General features: G+C 40.6%; 24 protein-coding genes. 15 read left to right on the top strand and 9 right to left on the bottom strand.

The features are described from left to right. Positions 1–111 precede the first annotated feature (111 nt). The 4 genes from DUT71_RS04145 (at position 112) to DUT71_RS20165 (ending at position 3,133) form a co-directional block, all read left to right on the top strand. Positions 112–765 carry a hypothetical protein gene (locus DUT71_RS04145; RefSeq protein ID WP_240186848.1) on the top strand — a complete coding sequence of 218 codons (654 nt, stop codon included), beginning with the start codon at positions 112–114 and terminating at the stop codon, positions 763–765. Between the two features lie 16 nt (positions 766–781). Then, a complete protein-coding gene (locus tag DUT71_RS04140; RefSeq protein WP_113661269.1) occupies positions 782–1,723 on the top strand; it encodes a hypothetical protein in 942 nt (313 codons plus the stop codon). Continuing rightward, positions 1,723–2,814: a DNA polymerase IV gene (dinB, locus tag DUT71_RS04135; protein WP_240186847.1), complete on the top strand. Its 1,092-nt coding sequence runs from the start codon at positions 1,723–1,725 to the stop codon at positions 2,812–2,814. The genes DUT71_RS04140 and dinB overlap by 1 nt, the downstream gene beginning before the upstream one ends. Before the next feature lie 160 nt (positions 2,815–2,974). Continuing rightward, positions 2,975–3,133 (top strand): hypothetical protein, encoded by a 159-nt coding sequence (locus DUT71_RS20165; protein ID WP_162795934.1) that lies wholly within the window; start codon positions 2,975–2,977, stop codon positions 3,131–3,133. A 1-nt stretch (position 3,134) separates the two neighbouring features. On the opposite strand, the gene DUT71_RS04130 is transcribed toward DUT71_RS20165, so the two are convergent. The 4 genes from DUT71_RS04130 to DUT71_RS04115 all read right to left on the bottom strand — a co-directional run bounded on the left by DUT71_RS04130 (position 3,135) and on the right by DUT71_RS04115 (position 6,983). Then, entirely contained in the window at positions 3,135–4,274 is a 1,140-nt protein-coding gene (locus DUT71_RS04130) for a cytochrome-c peroxidase (protein WP_113661268.1), read from the bottom strand. Between the two features lie 31 nt (positions 4,275–4,305). Then, a complete protein-coding gene (locus DUT71_RS04125) occupies positions 4,306–5,694 on the bottom strand; it encodes an MATE family efflux transporter (protein ID WP_113661267.1) in 1,389 nt (462 codons plus the stop codon). Between the two features lie 82 nt (positions 5,695–5,776). Then, positions 5,777–6,427, bottom strand: coding sequence for an AlbA family DNA-binding domain-containing protein (locus DUT71_RS04120; RefSeq protein WP_113661266.1), 651 nt, complete (start codon positions 6,425–6,427; stop codon positions 5,777–5,779). Positions 6,428–6,497: 70 nt separating this feature from the next. After that, positions 6,498–6,983 carry a DUF4442 domain-containing protein gene (locus tag DUT71_RS04115; RefSeq protein ID WP_113661265.1) on the bottom strand — a complete coding sequence of 162 codons (486 nt, stop codon included), beginning with the start codon at positions 6,981–6,983 and terminating at the stop codon, positions 6,498–6,500. A 339-nt stretch (positions 6,984–7,322) separates the two neighbouring features. Between DUT71_RS04115 and gyrA the strand changes: the two genes are divergently transcribed. The 6 genes from gyrA to DUT71_RS04085 all read left to right on the top strand — a co-directional run bounded on the left by gyrA (position 7,323) and on the right by DUT71_RS04085 (position 16,318). Then, positions 7,323–9,881 (top strand): DNA gyrase subunit A, encoded by a 2,559-nt coding sequence (gene gyrA, locus DUT71_RS04110; protein WP_113661264.1) that lies wholly within the window; start codon positions 7,323–7,325, stop codon positions 9,879–9,881. 97 nt (positions 9,882–9,978) lie between these two features. Further along, entirely contained in the window at positions 9,979–11,061 is a 1,083-nt protein-coding gene (locus DUT71_RS04105; protein ID WP_113661263.1) for a tetratricopeptide repeat protein, read from the top strand. A 90-nt stretch (positions 11,062–11,151) separates the two neighbouring features. Then, positions 11,152–12,288 (top strand): tetratricopeptide repeat protein, encoded by a 1,137-nt coding sequence (locus tag DUT71_RS04100; protein WP_113661262.1) that lies wholly within the window; start codon positions 11,152–11,154, stop codon positions 12,286–12,288. Between the two features lie 158 nt (positions 12,289–12,446). Next, positions 12,447–13,334, top strand: coding sequence for a 3-hydroxyacyl-CoA dehydrogenase family protein (locus DUT71_RS04095; RefSeq protein WP_113661261.1), 888 nt, complete (start codon positions 12,447–12,449; stop codon positions 13,332–13,334). Between the two features lie 175 nt (positions 13,335–13,509). Continuing rightward, positions 13,510–14,532 carry a Holliday junction branch migration DNA helicase RuvB gene (gene ruvB / locus DUT71_RS04090; RefSeq protein WP_113661260.1) on the top strand — a complete coding sequence of 341 codons (1,023 nt, stop codon included), beginning with the start codon at positions 13,510–13,512 and terminating at the stop codon, positions 14,530–14,532. A gap of 280 nt (positions 14,533–14,812) precedes the next feature. Then, complete coding sequence (locus DUT71_RS04085) at positions 14,813–16,318, top strand: carbon-nitrogen hydrolase family protein (RefSeq protein ID WP_113661259.1); 1,506 nt, start codon at positions 14,813–14,815, stop codon at positions 16,316–16,318. Positions 16,319–16,353: 35 nt separating this feature from the next. Here DUT71_RS04085 and DUT71_RS04080 read toward each other — a convergent pair whose 3' ends face one another. After that, complete coding sequence (locus DUT71_RS04080) at positions 16,354–16,575, bottom strand: hypothetical protein (RefSeq protein ID WP_113661614.1); 222 nt, start codon at positions 16,573–16,575, stop codon at positions 16,354–16,356. A 110-nt stretch (positions 16,576–16,685) separates the two neighbouring features. Between DUT71_RS04080 and queG the strand changes: the two genes are divergently transcribed. Both queG and DUT71_RS04070 read left to right on the top strand, forming a co-directional pair. Beyond that, positions 16,686–17,621 carry a tRNA epoxyqueuosine(34) reductase QueG gene (gene queG, locus DUT71_RS04075; RefSeq protein WP_113661258.1) on the top strand — a complete coding sequence of 312 codons (936 nt, stop codon included), beginning with the start codon at positions 16,686–16,688 and terminating at the stop codon, positions 17,619–17,621. Further along, a complete protein-coding gene (locus tag DUT71_RS04070; RefSeq protein ID WP_113661257.1) occupies positions 17,618–18,454 on the top strand; it encodes a hypothetical protein in 837 nt (278 codons plus the stop codon). Before queG ends, DUT71_RS04070 begins: the two co-directional genes overlap by 4 nt. A 16-nt stretch (positions 18,455–18,470) precedes the next feature. Here DUT71_RS04070 and DUT71_RS04065 read toward each other — a convergent pair whose 3' ends face one another. The 3 genes from DUT71_RS04065 to DUT71_RS04055 all read right to left on the bottom strand — a co-directional run bounded on the left by DUT71_RS04065 (position 18,471) and on the right by DUT71_RS04055 (position 19,812). Continuing rightward, positions 18,471–19,076, bottom strand: a complete 606-nt coding sequence (locus DUT71_RS04065) for a DNA-3-methyladenine glycosylase (RefSeq protein WP_113661256.1) — start codon at positions 19,074–19,076, stop codon at positions 18,471–18,473. Beyond that, on the bottom strand, positions 19,069–19,545 hold the full coding sequence (locus tag DUT71_RS04060; protein ID WP_113661255.1) for a GAF domain-containing protein: 477 nt from the start codon (positions 19,543–19,545) through the stop codon (positions 19,069–19,071). The genes DUT71_RS04065 and DUT71_RS04060 overlap by 8 nt, the downstream gene beginning before the upstream one ends. Positions 19,546–19,611: 66 nt before the next feature. Then, complete coding sequence (locus DUT71_RS04055) at positions 19,612–19,812, bottom strand: PLDc N-terminal domain-containing protein (protein ID WP_113661254.1); 201 nt, start codon at positions 19,810–19,812, stop codon at positions 19,612–19,614. Between the two features lie 107 nt (positions 19,813–19,919). On the opposite strand from DUT71_RS04055, the gene DUT71_RS04050 reads away from it, so the two are divergent. From DUT71_RS04050 to DUT71_RS04040, 3 genes are all read left to right on the top strand, one after another. Beyond that, positions 19,920–22,088: a S46 family peptidase gene (locus DUT71_RS04050; protein WP_113661253.1), complete on the top strand. Its 2,169-nt coding sequence runs from the start codon at positions 19,920–19,922 to the stop codon at positions 22,086–22,088. Positions 22,089–22,190: 102 nt separating this feature from the next. Then, positions 22,191–22,439, top strand: coding sequence for a hypothetical protein (locus DUT71_RS04045; RefSeq protein ID WP_113661252.1), 249 nt, complete (start codon positions 22,191–22,193; stop codon positions 22,437–22,439). Between the two features lie 328 nt (positions 22,440–22,767). Then, positions 22,768–23,979 (top strand): TCR/Tet family MFS transporter, encoded by a 1,212-nt coding sequence (locus DUT71_RS04040; RefSeq protein ID WP_113661251.1) that lies wholly within the window; start codon positions 22,768–22,770, stop codon positions 23,977–23,979. A 387-nt stretch (positions 23,980–24,366) separates the two neighbouring features. Here DUT71_RS04040 and DUT71_RS04035 read toward each other — a convergent pair whose 3' ends face one another. After that, positions 24,367–25,713: a PhoH family protein gene (locus DUT71_RS04035; protein WP_113661250.1), complete on the bottom strand. Its 1,347-nt coding sequence runs from the start codon at positions 25,711–25,713 to the stop codon at positions 24,367–24,369. Positions 25,714–25,995 lie beyond the last annotated feature (282 nt).

Genomic DNA, 25,995 nt, shown 5'->3' with positions numbered 1-25,995 from the left:
TGTTATAGTAGGAATATGCCAATAAAACCTCAGCTAGTTACCCTCGTATTTGCTGCCTTATTATTTAGCAGCTGTTCATCTATCTACATGCCAAGCGTACCAAATACGCCAATGCTTACTACCAAAGGAGAGTTTGCGGGTGGGGCACACATCTCATTAAAGGGCAATGCCAGTTTCAATACCGCCTATGCCGTAACCGATCATTTTGCCGTAATGGCCAATGCGGGCTTCATGAACAACGAAGGCCGTAGGAAGGACATCGAGCACAAAGTATTTGAATTTGGCGGAGGTTACTTTAAAACTTTCGGGCCTGAGAATAACCGCATTCTTGAAATTTATGGTGGCCTGGCAACTGGCCGTAGCAAACGTACCTTTAGGGAATACGAAAACGATATAGTGGTGAGCAGCAACTTTTATGATGCAGCCTATAGCAAGAAATTTGTGCAAGTAAACTACAGCTCCAAGAAAGTAAACGACGTGAACATTTTTGGGTTTAAGTTTGGACTGAACTATGGCACTGCCTGGCGTTTAAGCTTTGTAGAAACGGATGACTTTTATCTTAACGGCATGATGCAGCCCAACGAAGACAATGTATTTTTAGAGCCTGTTTTCTTTACCAGAATGGTGCTTAACGAGCAAATACAGCTTCAATACACCAGTGGCAGCAACATTGGCTTAAAAAGCCGCAAGTTTTTAAATGCGGGTCATTCTGTTTTTACCATAGGTGCGGTAATCAACGTTGGGCGCAAACCAAAAACCAAATAAATGCTAAATTTGAAGTATGCGAAAATACTTCATCTTATTTTGCCTGCTGCCCCTCATTAGCGTGGCACAAATCTCATTTGAACAAAAAATGAAGGCCATGCCGGTAATCCAAATGGCTAACGGTATAACGCTAACTATTGACGAACCTAGCATAAATATCCAAAAACCTAGCAAAGTAGTGCTGTACGCTTTGCCTAATGGCAATACTACCGCACAAACTTTTGGTAAAAAATTGGCCAAAGGCGATGACTGGCATTTCAATATCCAGCATATTGGTGCACAAACCCAATTTATAAGAAACACAGACCCTAAGCACAACTACATCATTATTTATGTAGAAAATAGCTTGAAAAGCTGGCCACAATGGCGTCGTCAAACGGCTAATGCGGATCAATTCATTCACAAAATAGTAGATAGCCTTTATCATCGATACCAAAACTTGAGGCCTAACATTACGCTGAGCGGCCATAGCGGTGGCGGTTCTTTCATTTTTGGATACCTGAATGCGCAAGCAACCTCGTTGCCAAACTATATTGAACGAATTGGATTAATTGACGCTACCTATGCCTACGAAACAGAAAAACATCAACAAAAATTAGTGATGTGGCTTAAACAAAAGCACAAATTTCTGCAGGTAATTGCCTATAACGATAGCGTTGTGGTTTATAACAACAAGCCCTTGGTATCGCCAACTGGCGGAACGTGGTACCGTAGCAAAATTATGGCGCAGGATATAGGTAAACTAAAATTTCGGGAAACTATTGCACAATTGGCCTGGCAAAACAAATCGGGAAATATTTCTTTTAGCTTAATTAAAAATCCCGAAGCGAAAATATTCCATACCGTTTTGGTAGAACGAAACGGCTTTATCCATTTACTTTTTAAAGGGACCAACTTGGATTCCAAAAACTATCAGTTTTGGGATGGAAGCGTCTATCAAAATTTTATCTTAGAGTAATGGAAATGCCAAAACTCAGAAAAATCATCCACATTGATATGGACGCCTTTTACGCCTCCGTAGAGCAACGTGATTTTCCTGAGCTCAGGGGAAAACCTTTGGTGGTTGGTGGCACGCCAGATGGGAGGGGAGTGGTGGCCACGGCCAGTTACGAAGCCAGAGCTTATGGCGTTCGGTCGGCCATGTCTTCCAAAAAAGCACAGCAGCTTTGTCCATATGCCATTTTTGTGTACCCCAGGTTTAGCGTTTATAAAGAAGTTTCCAAACAGATACGTGAAATCTTTAGTCGTTATACCGATTTGATTGAGCCACTTTCCTTGGATGAGGCATATTTGGACGTCACCGAAGATAAGTTAAACATCGGCTCTGCCATTACCATTGCCCAGGAAATCAAAAAAGCCATCAAAGACGAACTTGGCTTAACGGCTTCAGCCGGAGTTTCCATCAACAAATTTGTGGCAAAAATTGCCTCCGATATGAACAAGCCCGATGGACTTACCTTCATAGGACCTTCCAAAGTTGAAAAGTTCATGGAGAAACTGCCCGTTGAAAAATTTCACGGTGTAGGTAAAGTTACCGCAGAGCGGATGAAAATGCAGGGCATACGTAAAGGTAGCGACCTTAAGAAATTAAGCGAAGAGCGTTTAACAATTCTTTTTGGCAAATCCGGCAAGTTCTTTTATAACATTGTACGAGGAATTGATCACCGGGCCGTTAAACCTGACCGGGAAATCAAATCTGTTAGCTCAGAAGATACTTTTGGAAGCGATTTGGACAAGGGTAGCGAAATGTATGAACGTTTGCTTCAAATTACCCAAGCGGTTTTTAAGCGCATTAACCAATACCAGTTATTTGGCCGAACCCTGACTGTAAAAGTAAAATTCGCTGATTTTAAACAGATTACCCGAAGCATTTCATTCGAACATCCCGTTAACGACGAAAGCGATGCCTACCAAGCGGCGAAAAACCTTGTAGAGCAAACAGATTTTGAAGGAAAATTGGTTCGTTTACTTGGTGTTGGCTTTTCTAATTTTCACGAACCAAAGCCTAAGCAAAGAAATAGAATAGAAGAACAGAAATCGCTTTTTTAAAAACGGATAAGCCACTACTTTTTCAAAATGCTATTGTTTTTTTATGAATCTATGTGGTTCATTTAGGCCTATAAAGATTATAGGCAACCTCTAAACATTTAACGATTACTTAACAAACATTTAATCTGTTGGCTTTAAATTTGTTACCAAATCAAAAGTGATGAAGATTAATTTTATTCTTATTGCTGTAGCCATTGTAGCAGTTTTGGGCTTTATCTATTTCGTCATTAAAAGAAACCATAAGGACCAAAAGGATTTGGAAAAGGAACTCAATCAAAAAGAGTTGAAACCAGATAAGCACAGTGGCGACAAAACTTAGCTTACTCCGGTAAGCGCTCTGCCTGTATCAATAGCGGTGGAGATGACAATGCTTCCAAAAAGGCAATGATGGCCTTTCTTTCCCTTGCATTAAGCATAATTCCTCTCAACAATTTATCATTTTTAGGCAGAAGCGGGTCTTTCTCCTGTCCTGGTAAAATCACGTGTTCAGGCATTCCCATATTGTACAAAACCATCAAGCTATCCATACTCTTCACCAAACCATGGTGGAACCAAGGGCCTGTTTTCATCACATTCCTTAGTCCTGGGGTTTTAAATTTGCCTACATCTTCCGGTTTTCGGGTAACGTTGTACAAACCCAAATCCTGATTTTTATTGCCATATTCTGTTAAACCAATGTTGTGAAACTCCTTGTCGGTAAAATAGGCTCCATAATGGCAGTTCATACACCTGGCTTTAGTTCTAAATAAATGCAGGCCCATGAGCTCCTGATCATCAAGTGCATACGCATTGCCTTTTAAAAAGCGGTCAAACTTTGTATCCTGGCTCACAATGCTTTGCTGAAAAGTGGCCAAACTCTCAAAAATCCTTTGATTGGTAATGGCAGTTGTACCAAATGCCGCTTTAAAATAGGTATGATAAGCTTTAATCCGATTTAGTTTTTTGGCCAAGGATTTAAGGTCCTGGTTCATTTCATTATGTGCAGAAATAGGCCCTTCGGCTTGTTTCACCAGACTACTTGCTCTGCCATCCCAAAAAAAACTCTTATACACCCATACATTTTCTAAAGATGGAGCATTGCGGATATTAGGTAACTGATCATGCCCCACAGAAACTTCTTTTCCATCAGCCCATTGCAAAGCAGGATCATGACAGGAGGCACATGAAATCTGATTGGAACCAGAAAGCCGGGTATCAAAAAAAAGTAGCTTCCCCAACTCAACTACGTTCCTTATCGAGTCGTTAGCCAAATGTAAAGGAGGGAGATCTAAAGTGTCCAGTTCTTCAAAGCTAACACCTTGATCAACCGTAGCTTTAGGCCAAAACTGTTTGGGCTTGGCATACACTTTCCTCAGCGAATCAATGGTAATCCCATCGCTGCCCAACCAATCATTTGATTTAAAGGAAATCAGCATTAAGCCGCTTAAAAGAAAAGTTAAACCAAGTAAAACCTTATTCATTTGGCCGCTAAAATAAGAAATTCCCAGATACCTATAACTCCACCTGACGAAGCTCAGGCTTTACATTAGCGGCCAGTTTCTTGGTTCTATTTTGAAATCTTACAAAAAGTAGGACTGAGGCCGTTAACAGGCCAAAAGTTAAGCCGTACCAAATACCTTCTACACCCATTTTAAGTTCTATCCCCAACACATAACCTACCGGAATACCTATTACCCAATAGGATAAAAAAGTGATAAATGTAGGTACATTTACATCGCCCAAACCTCTCAAAACACCTAATCCAACTACTTGCGTACCGTCAAACAATTGGAAAAAACCAGCAATAATGAGCAACTGGGCCGCAATACTGATCACCGTTTGATCGCCGGTGTAAATATAGGGCAAGTAATTATTGGCCAACATAAATATCAGGGCCATTACCGACATAAATACAATCACAATGTGATAACTGGCAATAGCCGAAAACCTTAATGAAGTAAAGTTCTTGCTTCCAAAGTTATTCCCAGTTTTAATGGTGGCCGCGTTGGCAATTCCCGTAGCGAGCATATAAGTAAGTGCTGCCAAAGATAGTGCGGTAAAATGAGCGGCTTGCTCTATCTTACCGATACTGCCTATTAAAATTCCTGCGCCACTAAAGGCGCTGATTTCAAAGGAATATTGCAACGCCACTGGGGCACCAAGTTTTACAATTTTTCTAATCCTTCCAAAATCAAAAGACAACAACTTGAACTCCGTAAGGTAAGCTTTAAAGTTTTTGGAGTTAAAAACGTAAGCGCCCATGGCTATAGCCATCAAGATACGGTCAATTAAAGTGCTTAAGCCCACACCGCTAACCCCCATTGGCGTAATGCCAAACATCCCCTTCACAAAGATGATTCCCAAAATCACATTGATTACGTTTCCCCAGATAGAAATTAACATGGCCTGTTTGGTAAAGCCCAAACCCTCGGTAAATTGCTTAAATACCTGAAAAATCATTAACGGGAATATCGATACGCCCATAAACATCAGATAGGGCTTGGCGTGCACTACCACATCCGGCGATTGCTTAAGGCGATCAATCACAAAGTGATACACCACAAGCACCAAACTGTACAGGATAATACTGGCTATAAAATTGATCAGCAAGCTGTTGGAGATCAACTTACCACATTCAATCTTATTATTGCCGCCGTTAGCTTGAGCAATTAAGGGCGTTAAACCGTATGAAATACCCAAACCCAACACCAAAATCAGCATAAAAAGGCTATTCACTAAAGACACCGCTGCCAATTGTACAGTTCCCGCAAAGTGTCCCACAATCATCCCATCAGCCATATGTACCAAGGTATGGCCCAATTGCGAAAGTACGATAGGCAAGGCTAGCGCTAAGTTATCTTTATAGTACGATTTGTATCTGGCGAATGAGTAAGTGAACATACGCCGCAAAATTCGGAATTTTAAATGGAATTATTCTCTGACAAACGTCATACTAAAATTTCAGCAAGGGTAGGGCTGCCATTTAAAACTTATGACTTTCTACTTTTTGGTCTGCCATCACGTAGTATTCCTCTTTTTCGGTAATATGTGGCAATATAACGCCCGATAAAATAAGGTTCACAATGATTTTTTGCGCCTTACGGTAGGCGCTTCTGGTCAGTTTACTAAACTCTTTAAGTGTAATGCGCCCGTTGGCGTCAAGGTATTCCAATAAAATCTTTTCCTGATCAGAGTAGCTGATGAACGTACCTTCTTCATGGTTACCTTTTTTAAGTACATCTATTAAAATTTTGCTGGCCAACACCGTTTTATCCTGCACCCGAAAATAAACCCACCATTTACCCTGTTCATCTAAAGCGTAGTGAGGCTTCGTATCGCTTTTTAAAATTTCGGCTACCAAAACCAATTTATCGTCTACCAAATATTCCTCAAAGCGAGGTTCAATAGCAGGCCTGCAGAGCTGGTGTGCCGCCTTGGTGATCATGTATTTTTCTTCCTCTTCAGCTTTCACTCCCTTAACAGAACCATCATCGGCTATGCCAATTAGCAACCTTCCGCCCTGGTTATTGGCAAAAGCCACCAATGTTTTGGCAATCTTCTCGGCATTACTAATGGTCTTTTTAAAATCTAAGCTAACATTTTCGCCTTCAAGGATCAATCTTTTAATATTCATTTCAGACCAATTAAATCGTGTACAGATCAGAACTATGCTCTTAACCTTAACTTTCCATTTGACATTTCAACTAAATAGCTACACGCTGTTTCTCCCCTGGAAATTTAATCCTTAAATAAACCTCGTTCATTACGGTAGCGCAAAGCTCTCCCGCTTTATTATAGAGCTCCATTGGATAGGCCTTTACAAATTTTCCATTTTCATTCAACGCCTTTTCAGCCTCGGCCATCATTTCATCCGTAATTTCCAGCCTAAAATAAAGACTGGTAAGCCCAGGTTTGATGTACTGAATAGAAGCACTTTTAAGCCAAACGCGGCATTTATAGCCTTTACGTTGCATCAATTGATCAAACAAAATGGCATAAAAGGGGTCTGTGGCGGCATAAATAGTTCCACCAAAAATAGAACCGTTATAATTTCTATTTAAAAAGCTATTGCTGATTTTCACTTCAACGCCTCTAAATCCCTTGTGGAACTTTTTTACCCAAATGCGCTGAAACAACAGGGGTGGATATAAGCTTAATGCCCATTTCAGGGTTCTCTCGGAAACAATCATGACAGCTAAATATCATCATTTGCATTGAAGTAAAAAAACTTTGTGCAAAACTTAACCTGAACATAATTTTCGCCCTTACAACATGATGATCTGCCAGCAAAAAATCTGGTTTACTCGTTACTGGCCAAAATCTATCTATGGATGTAATTTGGAGAGTTGGTATAATATCTTGTAACATTTTTAAAGTGCTTAAAACTTTTCCACAATGGCACTTAAAGTGTGGCTTATTTTACTAAATTCGCAAGGTTATAATAAAACGTATAATCTTGTGTTTAGCGATAAGCAATTGGCATAAAAAACACCCAACGGATTACGCAAAAATGCAAAACATAGAAATTTATGGCAGAAGATTTAGAAAATCAAGAGAACGACAATAAGATTATCCCCATCAATATAGATGAGCAGATGCGAACTGCCTACATCGATTATTCGATGTCGGTAATTGTAAGTAGGGCGCTACCCGATGTGCGTGACGGTTTAAAACCTGTGCACCGTAGGGTACTTTATGGGATGTTGGACCTAGGTGTAGGTGCCGGTAAGCCTTATAAAAAATCAGCACGTATTGTGGGTGAGGTACTGGGTAAGTACCACCCACACGGCGACTCCTCCGTTTACATGACCATGGTACGTATGGCTCAGCCTTGGAGCCTGCGCTACATGATGGTTGACGGACAAGGTAACTATGGTTCGGTAGATGGCGACTCGCCGGCGGCAATGCGTTATACCGAAGCCCGCTTCCAAAAAATTGCCGAAGAGATGTTGGCCGACATCAATAAAGATACGGTAGATTTCCAAAACAACTTCGACGACTCTTTGGAAGAACCAACCGTATTACCGTCAAAGGTGCCAAACTTGCTGATCAATGGTTCTTCGGGTATTGCGGTAGGTATGGCCACCAACATGGCCCCACATAACCTTACCGAAACCATTAATGCCACAATTTCGTACATCGACAATAGAGAAATTACCATTGCCGAACTGATGAAATTCATCAAAGCGCCTGATTTCCCTACCGGAGCCATTATCTACGGCTATTCAGGCGTGCAGGAAGCTTTTGAAACAGGTAGGGGCCGTATCGTGATGCGTGCCAAGGCCGAAATTGAAAGCAATAAAGACCGTGAAAGCATTATTGTTACCGAAATACCTTATCTGGTAAACAAAGCTCAAATGATTGAGCGTACCGCTGAGTTAATTGGCGAGAAAAAGATCGAAGGTATTTCCAACATCAAAGACGAATCCAACAAGGACGGTATCCGTATCGTTTACGAAATCAAGAGAGATGCCAATGCCAATATCGTACTAAACAATTTGTTTAAACAAACTGCGCTACAAAGCTCATTTAGTGTAAATAACATTGCGCTGGTAAATGGCAGGCCACAACTATTGAACCTAAAGGATCTTATCCACCATTTTGTTGAACACAGACATGATGTGATTATCCGCAGAACACGTTTTGAATTGGCAGAAGCCGAAAAGCGTGCGCATATCTTGGAAGGTTTATTGATTGCATTAGACCACATCGATGAGGTGATCAAATTGATCCGTGCCTCAAGTACGCCTGACGAAGCCAGAACAGGCTTGATGGAAACCTTTGGTTTAACCGATATCCAAGCTCGTGCCATCCTTGACATGACCCTACGTAGGCTGACAGGACTTGAGCGTGATAAGATCAAAGAAGAATATGCCGAGCTGATGAAAACCATCGAATACTTGAAATCTGTATTGGCAGATGAAAGTCTCCGTATGCAGATCATCAAAGATGAATTGGTTGAAATGCGTGATAAATATGGTGATGAGCGCAGAACAACGATTGTTCATTCAGCCGAAGATATGAGCATGGAAGACTTCATCGAAGACGAGGAAGTGGTAATCACCATCTCTCACGAAGGCTACATCAAACGTACGCCAGCCACCGAATACCGTACGCAAAGCAGGGGAGGCAAGGGTTCAAAAGGAAGTGATTCAAGAAACGAAGACTTTATTGAACATCTGTTGATTGCCACCAACCACAACTATATGTTGTTCTTTACCGAGGCAGGAAGGTGTTTCTGGCTAAGAGTTTACGAAATTCCAGAAGGTACACGCCAAAGCAAAGGCCGTGCACTGCAAAACATCATCAATATTCCTAAAGAAGAAAAAGTAAAAGCCTACATCAAGGTGAAGAACTTGAAAGATCAGGAATATCTGGAAAACAACTACATCATCATGTGTACCAAAAAAGGTACCATCAAGAAAACTTCTTTAGAGGCATACTCCCGTCCACGTGTAAATGGTATCAATGCCATCAATATCAACGAGGGCGACCAATTATTAGAAGCAAGTTTAACTACAGGCAGTAGCGAAATCGTGATGGCCCTACGTTCAGGCAGGGCAATCCGCTTTAACGAAAGTACGGTTAGACCAATGGGCAGAACAGCAACCGGTGTACGCGGGGTAACGCTGGCCCACGAGAAAGACGAAGTCGTGGGAATGATCGCCATCGACAGTCCTGATGCAACCGTATTGGTGGTTTCGGAAAAAGGATACGGAAAACGTACCGACATTGAAGACTATAGGGTAACCAACCGTGGTGGTAAAGGGGTTAAAACCATTAGCATTACCGATAAAACCGGTGATTTGGTAGCGATTAAAAACGTAACCGATGCTGATGACCTGATGATCATCAACAAATCGGGTATTGTAATCAGGATTGCGGTAAGTGAGCTAAGGGTAATGGGCAGAGCTACCCAGGGAGTTCGTTTAATTACCTTAAAAGGCAGTGATGAAATTGCTTCTGTAGCTAGAATCGACCACGAGGAAGAAGAAGAGGTAAACGAAGAACTGGCAGCAAATGGCGAAAACCCAAATGGAGGTGATGAAGCGGGCAGTGAAGCCGAAAATAACACTCCAGAAAATTAAATAATTGAATAAATTTAAACCGAAATCCATCACGATTGTTAAAAATTCAGTAATATCGTGGTGGGTTTCCCGTTAAAGAACAATAATTTATAAATACATGAAAAAATTAATTTTAAGTGTAGGTGTGATGAGTTTATCCATATTCGCCTATGCCCAAAAATCAGAGGTTGCCGAAGCAAAAAAATCATGGGACTTATTCCAGGCGATGAATCAGGCACAAGACCTCCAAAAGAATTTAGCTGGTTTAAATAAAGGCTTAACCCATACCGATGCCGCCATAGCCCACGAAAAAACAAAAAACGCTGTAGAACCATGGTCCTACAGAGCTTCAATGGCTTCAGCAATTGCGTTATTGGACACTACCAGCGAAGCAAATTCAATTGCTAAACAGAAAATTGCCGAAGAAGCTATCCTAAAAACAGAAGAATTAGATAAAAAAGGCGAGCATAAAGATGCCATGGCTAACGCAAAAATCAATATTGCCAATGCTATTCAAGCAAGAGGTATCAGAGCCTACAATAAAAAAGACTATGCTACCGCATTTAAGATCTTCACTGAAATTACGGAGAAAAACCCAACCGATACCTCAATGTACCTAAATGCAGGCGTAGCGGCAAAACAAGCGCAAAACTATGCCGGTGCGGTTAAAAACTTTAAAAAAGTGGTTGAACTGAATGGACCAGACGCTAAAAACCTATTACTAGAGGCTATTAATATTGAACTGGTTAACTTAAAAGATACCACTGCAGGCTTGGCAACTATTGAACAAGCACTAAAGAAATTTCCAGATGATCCAGATTTTGTAGGAACACAAACTGACATCTATATTGTTAGGGGAGAGATCGAAAAGTCTCAGGAATCTTTGGGGAAACTAATTGCCAAAGATCCGAACAAAGCAATCTACCATTTTCTTTTGGGCGAAACCTATTACAAGCAAGCACTTAGCGTTCAGAACGAAAGACAAAAGCTTGATCCCAAAAAAGTAAAAGAGTATAATGCCTTAACCGCCAAAATGACTGCTTTGATTGACAAATCGTTGCCTTTCTACAAAAAAGCTTATGATCTAGATCCAAAAGCAACCCACACTTTAGAGGCCTTGAAGCAGATCTATGCTTTCAAAAACGACACGAAAAGCTACGAAGAAGCTAAAAAACTTTTAGATGCACTTCAAAAACAATAAACCAACTGTATGTTCAATTGGTTAAAAAAAGGGAGATAATTAAACTTTATCTCCCTTTTTTAGTTACTTTGTATAAAGCTTTATTAACCGATGCGTAAATTACTATTCAACATATTTGCCCTACTGCTATTTAGTCATTCAGCTTTCTCACAAGGTTCACAAATTAAAATAGCCAATAACAGCTTAGCCAGGTTACAGAATAGCATCGCCGAAAATGCCGATACCAAAAAACAGTTAACCATCATAGGAGAGGGGATTAAGGCTATTGATCAGGCCGAAAAGGATAAAAAAACTAAAAACTGGCCAGAAACATGGGCCATCAAAACATATCTAAGTTCATACATTGCGATAATTGATGAAAACGAAGCTAATGCCGATAAATATTTTCAGCTAGCACAAGACGCACTCGTACAGGCAATCAAACTTGACAAATTCCAATCCAATACCGAATTAATCAAAGCTGCCGACCACAATATCCATGTTAAAAAGTTAAAGAAAGGAACAGAAGCCTTCCAACAAAATGATTTTGTAACAGCCTACGACCTGCTAAGAAATGTGAGTGATTTCATGCCGGCAGATACCTTGTTAGCTACCAATGTAGCCATTTGCGCTCAAAATCTACAATTATACAACGATGCGCTTTCGTATTATCTGAAAGCCAAAGAAAATGGCGCAAAAAACCCCACCTTGTTTCAAAATATTGCGAATATCTATGCCTCAAAATTTGAAACAGAACAGGCCATTAAAACCTTAGAGGAAGGCCTAGCACTAAATGCTTACCATCCTTTACTCACCAACGATTATATCAACCTATTATTAGATACCGAACAATACGAAAAGGCTACTAAAGCCGTAGAAAACTCACTAAAAACTGATAAACGAAGTAAGTTGCTGCTTTTCCTATACGGTTACTTACAACAAAATCAGGCCAAAAACACCGCTACGGCCGAACTGTCATTTAAAAAAGCACTGGAACTAGACTACAATTATTTCGATGCACTTTATCAATTGGCCTTGGCATATATTCAAGATGCTAACCAAGCCTTAGCTCAAAAAGATGCCAAAAAATTTACCGCCAACATTAACCGTGCAGAATATTCTTTACTAAGAGCTCATGACATCAACATCAACCATAAAAACACTATCAAACTACTTATCGATATCTACACCCGTAAAAACAGGCTCGACAAAGTACAAGAGCTTAAACGTAAACTTAACGAGTTTTAATTAATCCCGTATCTTAACTAAACAATACAAAAAATAGGGCATGGAGAGAAGGTTTGAAAATACAACTTAACATAACGTAAATTATATAACAAATCAATATATCCAATCTATTTCCTAAATTAGCAGCAATTTCTAACCAATTAACAAAATACATACAGATGAAAAATATTGCTGTAATTGGCTCAGGCACTATGGGAAACGGTATTGCACATACCTTTGCTCAATTTGGCTATGCCGTAAACCTAATCGACATTAACGCTGATGCTTTAAAAAAAGCCATAGAAACCATTGGCAAAAACCTTGACCGCCAAGTTTCCAAAGGCACACTCACTGAAACTGAAAAAGAAAATACGCTCAGGAATCTGAGCACACATACAGACCTAAAATCTGCAGTGGCTAATGTAGATTTAGTGGTTGAAGCCGCTACGGAAAATATCGATTTAAAACTGAAGATATTTAAAGATTTAGATGCGTTTGCAAAACCAGAAGCCATTTTGGCAACCAACACATCTTCCATTTCCATTACACAAATTGCCGCCGCAACCAACCGTGGCGACAAGGTAATTGGCATGCACTTCATGAACCCAGTGCCCATAATGAAACTGGTAGAGGTAATTCGCGGTTACGCCACCAGCAATATAACTACAAACATAGTTATGGAATTATCCCAAAAACTAGATAAAGTTCCTGTTGAGGTGAATGATTATCCCGGTTTTGTGGCTAACCGTATTTTAATGCCGATGATTAACGAGGCCATTTATTCACTTTACGAAGGCGTTGCCGGCGTGTACGAAATCGATACGGTAATGAAATTGGGAATGGCGCACCCCATGGGCCCCCTACAACTGGCAGATTTTATCGGCTTAGATGTCTGTTTGGCCATCTTAAACGTATTGCATCAAGGCTTTGGAAATCCAAAATATGCCCCCTGCCCTCTTTTGGTAAACATGGTTACCGCAGGAAAAAAAGGCGTTAAAAGCGGCGAAGGTTTCTACAACTACAGCAACGGCATTAAAGAAGCCAAAGTTGCGGGTAAATTTAGCTAAGCCAATCAATGGGAGCACAAAAACACTGCACCAAAGCACTGATAGTCCTGCCATTCGCTTTACTTCGCCTTTCGTAACCTCAAGGCTTCGTGTTCGCTGCTGTCAGGGCTATTTAATTTAAGTCCACCTAACATCGTACCCCAATAAAAACCTACAAAAAAGCTATATTTGCTTCATGAACGAAAATCTTGATCCATCTTCAGAGAATTTAAGCCCAACTGAACGTGATATTGAAAAAGTATTGCGCCCACAGGAGTTTGAAGACTTTACGGGGCAGGACAAAATCCTGGAAAACCTCAGGATTTTCGTAAAGGCCGCCAAATTACGCGGCGAAGCATTAGACCATGTATTGCTGCACGGCCCTCCAGGACTAGGAAAAACCACTTTGTCGCACATCATCGCCAACGAAATGGGCGTAAATATCAAGGTAACCTCTGGCCCAGTACTGGATAAACCTGGAGATTTGGCCGGTCTTCTAACTAATTTAGACAGTGGCGACATTCTTTTCATCGACGAAATCCATCGCCTTTCTCCTTTGGTAGAAGAATATCTTTATTCGGCCATGGAGGATTTCAAGATTGACATTATGCTGGAAAGTGGCCCAAATGCCCGTTCGGTACAAATAGGTCTTAATCCGTTTACTTTAGTGGGTGCCACTACCCGTTCTGGTTTACTTACGGCGCCCCTAAGAGCCCGCTTTGGGATCAATTCCAGATTGGCCTACTATGACGCCAAACTACTAACTACCATTGTACTGCGCTCATCAGCCATATTAAACACCCCCATTAGCGAAGAAGGTGCTTATGAAATTGCCCGTCGTAGCCGAGGTACCCCTCGTATTGCCAATGCCCTACTGCGCCGTACCCGTGATTTTGCCCAAATTAAAGGCAATGGCAAAATCGATACCGAAATTGCCCGTTACGCTTTATCGGCACTTAACGTTGATGAACATGGTTTGGATGAAATGGACAATAAAATTCTGCTAGCCATTATCGACAAGTTCAAAGGCGGTCCCGTGGGCTTAAAAACCATTGCTACCGCCGTGGGCGAAGATGATGGAACCATTGAAGAGGTATATGAGCCGTTCTTAATTCAAGAAGGATATTTAATGCGTACCGCTCGTGGTCGTGAAGTAACCGAAGCGGCTTACAAGCATTTAAATCGTGTTAAATTAGGGCAAACGGGGAAATTGTTTTAAATTGGTGTAACAACCAAAACAATTCACTTTACTGGTACTGAGGCCTGTAGCTTTAAGCGCTAACGAGATAGATTATGGCGACTCAGTATAACAGCAAAATCTAAAACAAAAGATTGACGGATAGCGGGCCTAAAGTGGCCAAAAAGCACTAAAATTAATTTTCTAACACCCACTTTTAACGCTTTGCTGTTAATCTAGTACATCTTTTGAATAGTTCAATTTATGAATGGTAAATTAAAGGCTAGTAAACAATCCGTTTGCTTTTTTGTTCAATACACATATGAATATAGAATTACGTAAGCTCACGATTGAAGATTACAACGACCTCAAAGAATCCATGCAGCAGGCCTATTTAGACAGCGGCAATGGTGTATGGAGCAGAGCCAAAATAAACGATTTACTGAAAATTTTCCCTGAAGGACAGCTGTGTATTGCCGTTGATGGAAAGGTAGTGGCCTGCTCACTTTCTATTATTGTAGATTACGACATTTTTGGCGACAATCATACTTACGAGAAAATTACCGGGAAGTACACCTTCTCTACACACACGCCGCAGGGCAACGTCCTATACGGGATAGAAGTTTTTGTACATCCAGAGTATAGAGGTTTACGGTTAGCTAGGCGTTTGTACGAAGCCAGAAAGGAACTTTGCGAACTGCTCAATTTGGAAAGCATTATTGCAGGCGGCAGGTTGCCTGGCTATCATGAATATGCAGATCGGCTAACACCCCGCCAGTACATTGATAAGGTAAAGGCCAAAGAAATTTACGACCCAACCTTGAGTTTCCAAATTTCCAATGATTTCCACGTACGTAAAGTGCTGAAAAATTACCTGCCCGGCGATGTGGAATCAAAAGAATATGCCACACTTATCGAATGGAACAATATTTACTATCACGATAACGTTTCTCCCCGATCAGCCAAAACCATTAGATTGGGTTTGGTACAATGGCAAATGCGCTTATTCAATGATTTAGAAGCGTTTTATGAACAGGTAGAATTTTTTGTGGATGCGGTAAGTGGCTACCAGTCGGACTTTATCATGTTCCCAGAATTTTTCAATACCCCTCTCCTACAGCCGTATAACCATTTGCCCGAGCAGGAAGCCATGAAAAAACTGGCAGACAAAACGGAGGAAATAGTACAAAGATTACAAGAATATGCCGTTTCCTACAACGTAAATATTATTGCGGGAAGTATGCCCGTAAAAGAAAACGGCAAATTGTACAATGCCACCTATTTATGTCACAGAAACGGCCTTACGGAAGATTATCGTAAAATCCATATCACGCCTAACGAGAAAAAATACTATGGCATGAGCGGCGGCGACAAGATTGGCGTATTTGACACGGATTGCGGTAAAGTGGGCATTTTGATTTGCTACGATGTAGAATTTCCGGAACTAAGCCGTATTTATGCTGATCAAGGCATGCAGATTTTGTTTGTTCCTTTTTTAACGGATACTCAAAATGGCTATACCCGTGTTAGACACTGCGCCCAAGCTAGGGCCATTGAAAATGAATGCTACGTAGCTATCGCTGGTTGTGTAGGTAACCTGCCAAAAGTAAACAATATGGATATCCAATTTGCGCAATCGGCAGTATTTACCCCATCAGATTTTGCATTTCCAACCAATGCCATCAAGGCCGAAACCACACCTAATACAGAAATGATGCTAATGGTAGACGTTGATTTACACCTTTTAGATGAACTACATCATTTTGGTACCGTAAAGATTTTAAAAGACAGAAGAACCGATTTATACGAAGTAAAGCTGCTAAAATAAGCAGCTTTACACTCAAAATAGATATGATTGGTACCCTATTTTGTTACGTTATTTCTAAAAAAGATAAACCACACCACCAACAAAACCACTACCACAATGGGAATAATCCATTTCATCGCCTGGCCTGCACCTTCATTATCAGGCTCGTTTACCGTGGGCGCAGGTTTTGGGTTTTCTTTATGAGCATCGTAATTGGTTTCTACGTCGTGCGTCAAATTTTTATGTTCATTTTCGGTATTTTCTAGCTGATTTTCCATAACTCGAGATTTAAACTTAGTAGTATCTGATCTATAACTTGTATTGTCCCTATGTAAACAATCAACCTTGGTAAAAGGTTTTTTACTCAAATAGCTATCTTTGCAAACCAATGTTCACCCAGGCCAGCAAATACAGTCACATGATCAAACAGGAAGCCCTTCGTTTAGGCTTTATGTCTTGTGGTATTGCCAAGGCCAGCTTTTTAGAAGAAGAAGCGCCAAGGCTGGAAAGCTGGCTCAAGAGTAACCATCATGGCGAAATGGGCTACATGGAAAATTACTTCGATAAACGCCTAGATCCTAGGTTATTGGTGGAAGGTTCTAAATCAGTTGTATCACTTACTTTAAATTACTATTCAGAAGAAAAACAACTCGACCAAAATGCTCCTAAAATCTCCAAATATGCCTACGGAAAGGATTATCATTCCGTAATTAAAGAAAAACTACAGGAGTTGATGCATTTCATCCGGGCTAACATTGGCGAAGTAGATGGACGCTGCTTTGTAGACTCGGCCCCGGTAATGGATAAAGCCTGGGCGCAAAAAGCCGGTTTAGGTTGGCGGGGCAAAAATTCGAATCTGATCAGTAAACAAGCTGGTTCATTTTTCTTTCTAGCAGAGCTGATTATAGATTTGGATTTAGAATACGATAATCCCTTTTCTGCAGACCATTGCGGTTCCTGCACCCGTTGTATCGATGCATGCCCTACCAATGCCATTGTGGCTCCCTATCAGGTGGATGGCAGCAAATGTATTTCATACCTAACCATTGAACTTAAAAATGAAATCCCTAGCGAGTTTAAAGGAAAAATGGATAATTGGATGTTTGGCTGCGACGTTTGCCAGGATGTTTGCCCTTGGAACAGATTTGCGACCGTTCACAGCGAAGAGCATTTTAAACCCAAAGAAGAACTGCTGGGATTAAGTAAAAACGAATTGGTTGACATGACAGATGAGGTGTTTAAGAGGGTTTTCAAAAACTCGCCCGTTAAACGAACTAAGTTTACAGGCCTCAAACGAAATATTGATTTTTTAAAACAATCATGAAAAAAATTTCATTGCTCATCATTTGCCTAACGATTACACTTGGCGTGCTTGCCCAGGAAGTGAAATTGAAAAAACGCAAACCTGATGCGCTTACAGGAAGTCAATTCTCAAAGCTAATTTCCGATACCAACTTAAACCTTTCTGCAAGAGAGGAAATGATTTGGCAGGAAGTGAAAAATGGAAATATTCCAATGTTTTTAAGAAAAACAAAACCTATAGAAATAAACAAGGTAATCAACACAAAAAGCTATCAATTAATTATTTATATAATACCAGATTATCTTTCCATTGGCATCGATACCGATTACCTCTATATCCCTACTACGCCTATGCTAGCTCAGCGCATAGCCAATTTAACCCATACCTTATTGCCCACCAAAAGCCTGGTCGATGAGATCTATCTGCAATCAACAATAAAATTAGAACCTCAACCCATTCCTCCCAGCAAAGCAATGACTACTGTCCCGGTTTTCAGGGCACACCATGAAATGGTATTAAAGCAATTGCAGTTATTGGGCAACAGCTATGAGCAAGGCAGTTTAACCGCTGGAAACAAAAAAGACATCATCATTTCTAACAAAATCTATGGTGAACCAACACCAAGGGTGGTGATTTACGGCTGGCATAAACCTGGCGGCAAAGCGATACAACCCGTTTACAACAAACACACCAACACATGGGCAGATTATAGCCACGGCGTACGTTTGGTGAGCAAAATAGGTTATCTTAATGGAAAAAAGGTGAAGCTTGCCGATCTGTTAAAAGATCCTGTTCTTCACGAATTGCTAAGTGATGAAGGCATGATTAGGGAAGCAAAATATCCGTTAGACTAGGCCATGATGAATAAGATTACTTGTTAGGCTTACTCACATATTTATTTCCCTTAAGATAAAATCTAAAAGGCCACAAAGCGTGTTCCTGCGCATAAGCAACACCTATTCGAGTGGTGGCTATAATTTCGTCTTCAGTGTATTGCCTACCAATATCCTCAATCCAAATTTCGTTGGCTGATAGCTCTTTAGCGTTTAGCTGCTTATCTATTCCTAAGGCCTGGGACAACGCTCCTGGACCTGCGGTAATACGGGAAGCCAATTTTTCCATCTTTCTGCGCCCTAACATCAGCTCAATACCTTCCTTAGGTTCAATAGCCCTAATTAGCACTGCTTGCGGATTTCCAACCGTACCGCTCACTACATTCAACAAATGATGAATGCCATAGCATAAGTACACATAAGTTACACCACCAGCTAAATACATGGTGGCTGTTCTGCCGGTATTTCTCCCACCATAGGCATGACAGGCTTTGTCTACCACCCCGTCGTAAGCTTCAGTTTCGGTAATTATCCCGCCAGTAAGCTTTCCATCAATATAGGTGAACAGCATTTTACCAAGCAACTGCTTTGCTACTTCAACCACATTTTCATTGCGGTAAAACGAAGCAGGTAATTTAGCCATTAATCAAGCTTAAAATTTCCTTTAGATATTTAGCATCAATATCATCAAAATGAGCGAGATATTCACTATCAACATCTAGTACTCCTACCATTTTATTGTTGAGATAAAAAGGCAGCACAATCTCTGATTTAGATGCAGAAGCACAGGCAATATGGCCAGGAAATTCGTCTACATCTGGAACAACCAACACTTCCGCCCTTTCCCACGAAGCACCGCAAACGCCCTTTCCTTTTTTGATGCGCGTACAGGCCACCGGGCCCTGAAAAGGCCCCAGCACCAGTTCATCATTTTTTACCAAATAAAAGCCTACCCAAAACCAACCGAACTGTTCTTTTAAAGCCGCACAAACATTGGCCAAGTTGGCAATCAAATCATCTTCACCTTCAACAAGTGCTTTAATTTGCGGAATAATAGATTGATACTTCTCTTCTTTCGAAGCTGTTTTTAAAATGGTTAAATCTTCTGCCATGGCACAAATTTAATCATTACACAAAGGAATACAGTAAATGAAATATAAAATGGAAATGAAATGAGATTAGCGCAAGGTCCTTCTTCCATAAACCCCGTAGGCCAATAGACCAAGAAAAGGGAATATCACCACAATGTTGGTCCAAGCAGTTTTATGCTGCCGCTTTTTAACATCTGTAGCACGTTTAGCGATATCCATTACTGCCCAAGCAGATAACCCTATCCAAAGCAGAACAGCAAGGATCAAAATATATTTTAAAGCGTCCATATTGTAAATCTAAATAAAAACTCCACAAAACACAACTATTCAACATCTGTGGTTTGGGTAAAACAATTTCCTTAGTTTTGACGGATTAGGACTTAACTAACAACACAATGAACAAAAAAAGCTTATTAATTACTTTACTTCTCATTGGTGGTTTGAGCCATTTGGGCTACAAACTACGTGATGAAGGAATGTTTCCTTTGAGCGAAATCAGCAAATTAGATTTAAAGAAAGCTGGTTTAAAAATTGATCAAAATGAAGTATATAACCCCAATGGCATCAGCTTGGTAGATGCCTTGGTTAACGTTGGTGGATGTACGGGATCGTTTGTATCAGACGAAGGACTGATCATCACCAATCACCACTGTGCATTTAGTGCTGTGCAACTGGCAAGCACTCCTGAAAACGATTACCTAAACAAAGGGTTTGTAGCCAGAACACGTGAACAAGAAATTGAAGCAAAGGGCTTAACTTGCCGTATTACAGACAGCTATGAAGATGTTTCTGATCGAATATTAGGAGCCGTAAAAAACATTGAAGATCCAGCTACCCGCCTGCAAATGATCAACAACCAAATGAAGAACATTGCAGCGGAAGCAGAACAAAAAGACCCAAGCATCAAGGCCGAGGTATCGGAAATGTTTATTGGTAAGACTTACGTGCTGTTTAGATACAAAACCATCCAAGACGTAAGACTGGTTTACGTACCCAACCGTCAGATTGGCGAATTTGGTGGAGAAACGGACAACTGGGTATGGCCTCGTCATACTGGCGACTACTCGTTTATGAGAGCTTATGTAGGCAAAGACGGCAAACCAGCAAAGTACAGCAAGGACAACATACCGTTTAAACCTAAAAAATCATTAAAGGTAAATGCTAGTGGCACCAACGAAGAAGATTTCGTTTTCATTTTGGGTTATCCCGGAAGAACTTTCCGTCATCGCCCTGCGCAATTTATTGACTATCAAGCCAAATATGTACTGCCGTACACGTCAGACCTATACGATTTCCAAAACACCACCATGGAAAACGTGGGCAAAAAAGACAAGGCTACCGAAATCAGGCTTGCCACACGCATTAAGCGCAATGCAAATGTGATGAAAAACTATCGAGGCAAATTGACTGGAATAAAAGGAATTGACCTTGTAGCTAAAAAACAAGAAGAAGATGCCGCTCTAGCGCAATTCATCAACAACAATAGCGATGTAAAAGCACAATACGGAAACTTGATGGCCAACATTGACCAGCTATACAAAATCATTAATGGCGATGCCAACAGAGACCTTTGGTTGGGCCAAATCTACACCTCTACCAGCCTATTGAACGTTGCTAAGAACATCAACATCTTCAAAAGCAATCTCAACCAGCAACCTGCAGCTCAAAAACAAAGTTATTTCGAGAACAACATTGGCAAGCTTAAACAAGCGCTAAATACCATTTACGAAGCATACGATATTGATGCAGACAGACGTATCTTCAAACGAATGATGATGGATGCTGTAGCTTTTACGCCAAACCAAAGAGTTACCGCAATCGATAAAATCATTAACCGTGGGAGCAACAGCGAAACAATGGCTAATGATTACATCAACGACACTTTTGGTTTGACAAAGCTAAAAGATCAGGATTACGTGTTTAACAGCCTTCTCAAATCTCCAAAAGCCCTAACCGAATACAACGATGGACTACTGCTGTTGGAACGTGACATTGCCCGTCAAATAAGCGAATTAAAGCCAGAAAAAGATCGCAGGGATGGATTACTGAACAAATTGATGGGCGATTATGTGAATGTAAAAGAAAAATTCTTAAAGAAGGGCTTCATTCCGGATGCAAACAGCACCTTGCGTTTAACCTACGGCTATGTACGCGGCTACTCCCCTGTTGATGCGACCTATATGTCGCCATACACGACCATTAAGGGAATATTGGAAAAGGGCGCTACCGGCAACCCCGACTTCTACTATCCGAACATCATTAAAGCGCTATGGAACAAAAAAGACTTTGGTCCATTTGCCAAGAAAGAGCTAAACGACGTTCCCGTTGCTTTCCTTTACAACATGGACACTACGGGCGGAAATTCGGGCTCCCCGATCATGAACGCTAATGGCGAATTGATTGGCGTAAACTTTGACCGCGCCTACGGAGCCACCATCAACGACTATGCCTGGAACGAAAGCTACAGCCGCTCTATAGGTGTAGACATCCGATATGTGCTTTGGGCGGCATCCAAAATTGACCAGGCAGATTTCCTACTTAAAGAAATGGGCGTAAAACTTTAGCCCAATTTAGGCATTGGCAGTGCTCGATGATTTCAGACCGTGGATTTGCTCGAGCATTGCCAATACCAAAACCTCACAAAAAACTAAAATCGAAAAAGAACAATGAGAATTATAGCAGAACTACCACATCCGCAATGCAAGATTAGCATTTTCAGCATGAACCAAAAATTTATCGTAAAGTTTGAGCAGGGCCCTTATGAACAGAGCTACAAAATCTCGGAACTAGACCTTACGGGAGGGGGCGTAAACGAAGTATTCCAAATCATTGATGAAGAATTTATAGAAACAGTAGTAGAGCGTTTCAAAGTGATGAGAGGCGATTTTATAGCCGCCTACCAAAGACAGCAGTAAACCTCTATTTAAATATCATAACTATCTATAAAAAAGCAACTTAACCATTTAAACAGAATTTTATTCTGCATTTTTGAGCGTTTTGCACCACTGTCATTAAGCAATATCAAAATAAAAACTTTAAATAAAACCGCTCAAATATATTGATTTACAAATTATTAAATAAATCATCAAAATATAATTCTGTAGCTTAAAAACACCAAATAAATGGGAAGTTTGACAAAAACCAGCCGCTATTTTACCTATTTGTTGCCCCACATAAAAATTTATTTTTTACAGCACTAAAAGTGCTGTTTTAGGTTAACTTTGTTTCCTCAAAAAAAATTTCATGGCAAATAACAGAAATGCTGGTGTATTCTTTATACTGGTAACCATCCTCTTCGACTGTATAGGTTTTGGCATCATTATTCCCATTATGCCGGCCCTCATCAAAGAACTTACCGGCGCAACGTTAAGTGAAGCGTCTGAGTATGGCGGATTTTTACTCACCGTATATTCGTTAATGATGTTTGCCTGTTCTCCGATCCTTGGTGCTTTGAGCGATAAAACAGGCCGCCGAACAGTGTTGCTGATCTCTTTATTTGGCATGGCTGTAGATTATTTCTTTTTGGCATTTGCCCATACCATCTCCCTGCTATTTCTTGGGCGTATCATTGCAGGGATATGTGGCGCAAGTATCACCACTGCTTCGGCCTACATAGCCGACGTAAGCACCCCAGAAAAAAGGGCGCAAAACTTCGGATTAATTGGTGCGGCATTTGGATTAGGCTTTATCATAGGTCCCGTAATTGGTGGAGTATTCAGCCAATTTGGTACAAGGGTACCTTTCATGATTGCCGGAGGACTTTCACTGATCAATTGGCTGTATGGCTATTTTATCCTTCCAGAGTCTTTAAAAAAGGAAAACAGGCGCAAATTTGAATGGAAAAGAGCTAACCCGGTTGGTGCTTTAATGCAAATTAAACGTTATCCTTCTTTATTGGGATTACTGGCAGCGCTACTGATCTTGTTCATTGCCGCACAATCAACCCAAACCGTTTGGTCATTTTACACCCAAGAGAAGTTTCACTGGAACGAAACTTGGATTGGTTATTCGCTAGGATTTGTTGGGTTAACTGTAGCCATTGTACAGGGTGGATTAATCCGCATTATTATTCCAAAATTTGGCCAGAAAAAGTCGATCATGTTTGGCTTATCTTTATATGTATTGGGCTTTGTCTTATTTGCATTTGCCAGTAAAGGATGGATGATGTTTGCGTTTATGGTACCTTATGCGTTGGCAGGCATTACCGGACCAGCCATACAGGGGATAATTTCTACCCAGGTAAAACCAGATGAACAAGGCGAACTACAGGGGATTATGACCAGTTTCATGAGCCTGGCAAGTATCATCGGTCCATTATTGATGTCGTACCTTTTTGCACATTTCACCAGCAAGCAAACCAGCATTTATTTTCCAGGAGCCCCGTTTATGATGGGAGCCGTACTTACTTGCGTGTCTATTGTGATTTGCTATCAGAATTTAAAGAAACATCATTAGGGAATTAGCTAATTGGTTAATGAGGTCATTTGATAATATCTGAACTGTTCCTTTGATATTTTTAGATTTTCACCCTATTGCTTCGTTCGTTAGACAATTAGCTAATCAACAAATTATTACATCATCTCATTAGTTAATTGGTTAGTGAGGTCATTTGATAATATTTGAACTGTTCCTTTGATATTTGTAGATTTTCACCGTATTGCTTCGTTCGTTAGACAATTAGCTAATCAACAAATTATTACATCATCTCATTAGTTAATTGGTTAGTGAGGTCATTTGATAATATTTGAACTGTTCCTTTGATATTTGTAGATTTTCACCGTATTGCTTCGTTCGTTAGACAATTAGCTAATCAACAAATTATTACATCATCTCATTAGTTAATTACAACAGTTCCGTTGCTAAATTGGCCAGCTCACTGCGTTCGCCTTTTTGTAGCGTAATGTGGGCGTACAAGGGATGATTTTTAGCGTTTTCAATGAGATAAGACAAACCATTACTTTCCGAATCCAGATAAGGCGTGTCTATCTGATATACATCTCCTGTAAATACAATTTTGGTATCCTCGCCTGCACGGCTAATGATGGTTTTAATTTCGTGAGGTGTAAGATTTTGGGCTTCGTCTACCATAAAGAAAATCTTATTCAAAGTTCTACCGCGAATAAAGGCCAAAGGAGCGATTTCAATTTTTTCTGTACTCACCAGTTCATCTATCTTGTGCTGCATTTTTTCATCGTTGGCAAACTGCTCGCGGATAAATTTCAGGTTGTCCCAAATGGGCGCCATGTACGGATCCACTTTCGACTTCACATCGCCGGGCAAAAAGCCAATATCTTTATTGCTCAAAGGCACAATTGGCCTAGTGATATAAATTTGGCGGTAGTTTCTGCGTTGTTCCAAAGCGCTGGCCAAAGCAAGTAATGTTTTCCCTGTTCCGGCGTTGCCTTGTATGGTCACTAGCTTAATGGCCGGATTTAGCAGGGCCTCTATGGCAAAACTTTGCTCGGCATTACGTGGTGATACTCCAAAAACAGGCTCCTCTTTTACCAGTTTCAAGCTATGATCGTTTACGTTGTAAAACGTAATTTGTTCCTTGCGTTTATTTTTGAGCACATAAAAATGATTAGAGACGGTGTACGGTAAATCTAACGATGCGGCATCAATCACTTTATTCCGTTTCAAATCATCCAACATTGCAGCATCCGAAATTTTCAGTATTGTTTTACCGCTATAAAGCTCCTCCACGTTTTTCACCTTTCCGGTCTCGTAATCCTCCGCATGCAGCGCCAGTGCTTTGGCTTTTAAGCGCAGGCAAATATCTTTCGATACCAATACCACTTTTTGATTGGGATGCTCTTCTTTAAGCACCAGGGCAGCATTCAGGATCCGATTATCAAACTTGCCATGGCTAAACATGGTTTCCGCATTTTGTTGGCTGGGTTGTTCGTTGATCTGGATTTTAAACCTTCCGGTACTTTGCTTGTTTAATACCGACCATTTATTGAGCAAATTATTTTTAGAGGCACTGTCAATGATACGGATAAAATTACGGGCTTCGAAATTACGGGTATCATTGCCGCTTTTGAAATTATCCAGTTCTTCAAGCACTAGTGCCGGAACGGCTACATCATGCTCCTGAAAATTATTGACTGCGTTGTGGTCGTACAAAATCACTGAAGTATCAAGTACAAATATCTTTTTAAAAAGCTGCGGGTTTTCCTTTTTTGCCATGATTATCTAAATTTAGCACTTATCAAGCAAAGATGGATGACGAGATCAAACTTTGTGTCCACAAAAAAACGGAGAACTTCCTCTTTCGATTTGGTTCTCCGTTTAAACTTACCTTCATTCGTAAACAATGGTAAGCTATCAATCGAATTTTACCTGACCTTCTTAGCTTCCCTTTCTTTCGATTGTTCTGCCTTGAGATGATGTTGCTAACTTTCGCTCCATAGAGTTCCAGTTTTTCCATCATTGTCTATTTTTTTGTTCAGCATAAGGTACTTCTACCCG

The organism is Pedobacter nanyangensis, assembly GCF_003313505.1.
Taxonomy (GTDB): Bacteria; Bacteroidota; Bacteroidia; order Sphingobacteriales; family Sphingobacteriaceae; genus Pedobacter; species Pedobacter nanyangensis.
Note: the sequence above shows the minus strand (reverse complement) of the source record. Positions and strands in the feature narration are given on the sequence as shown.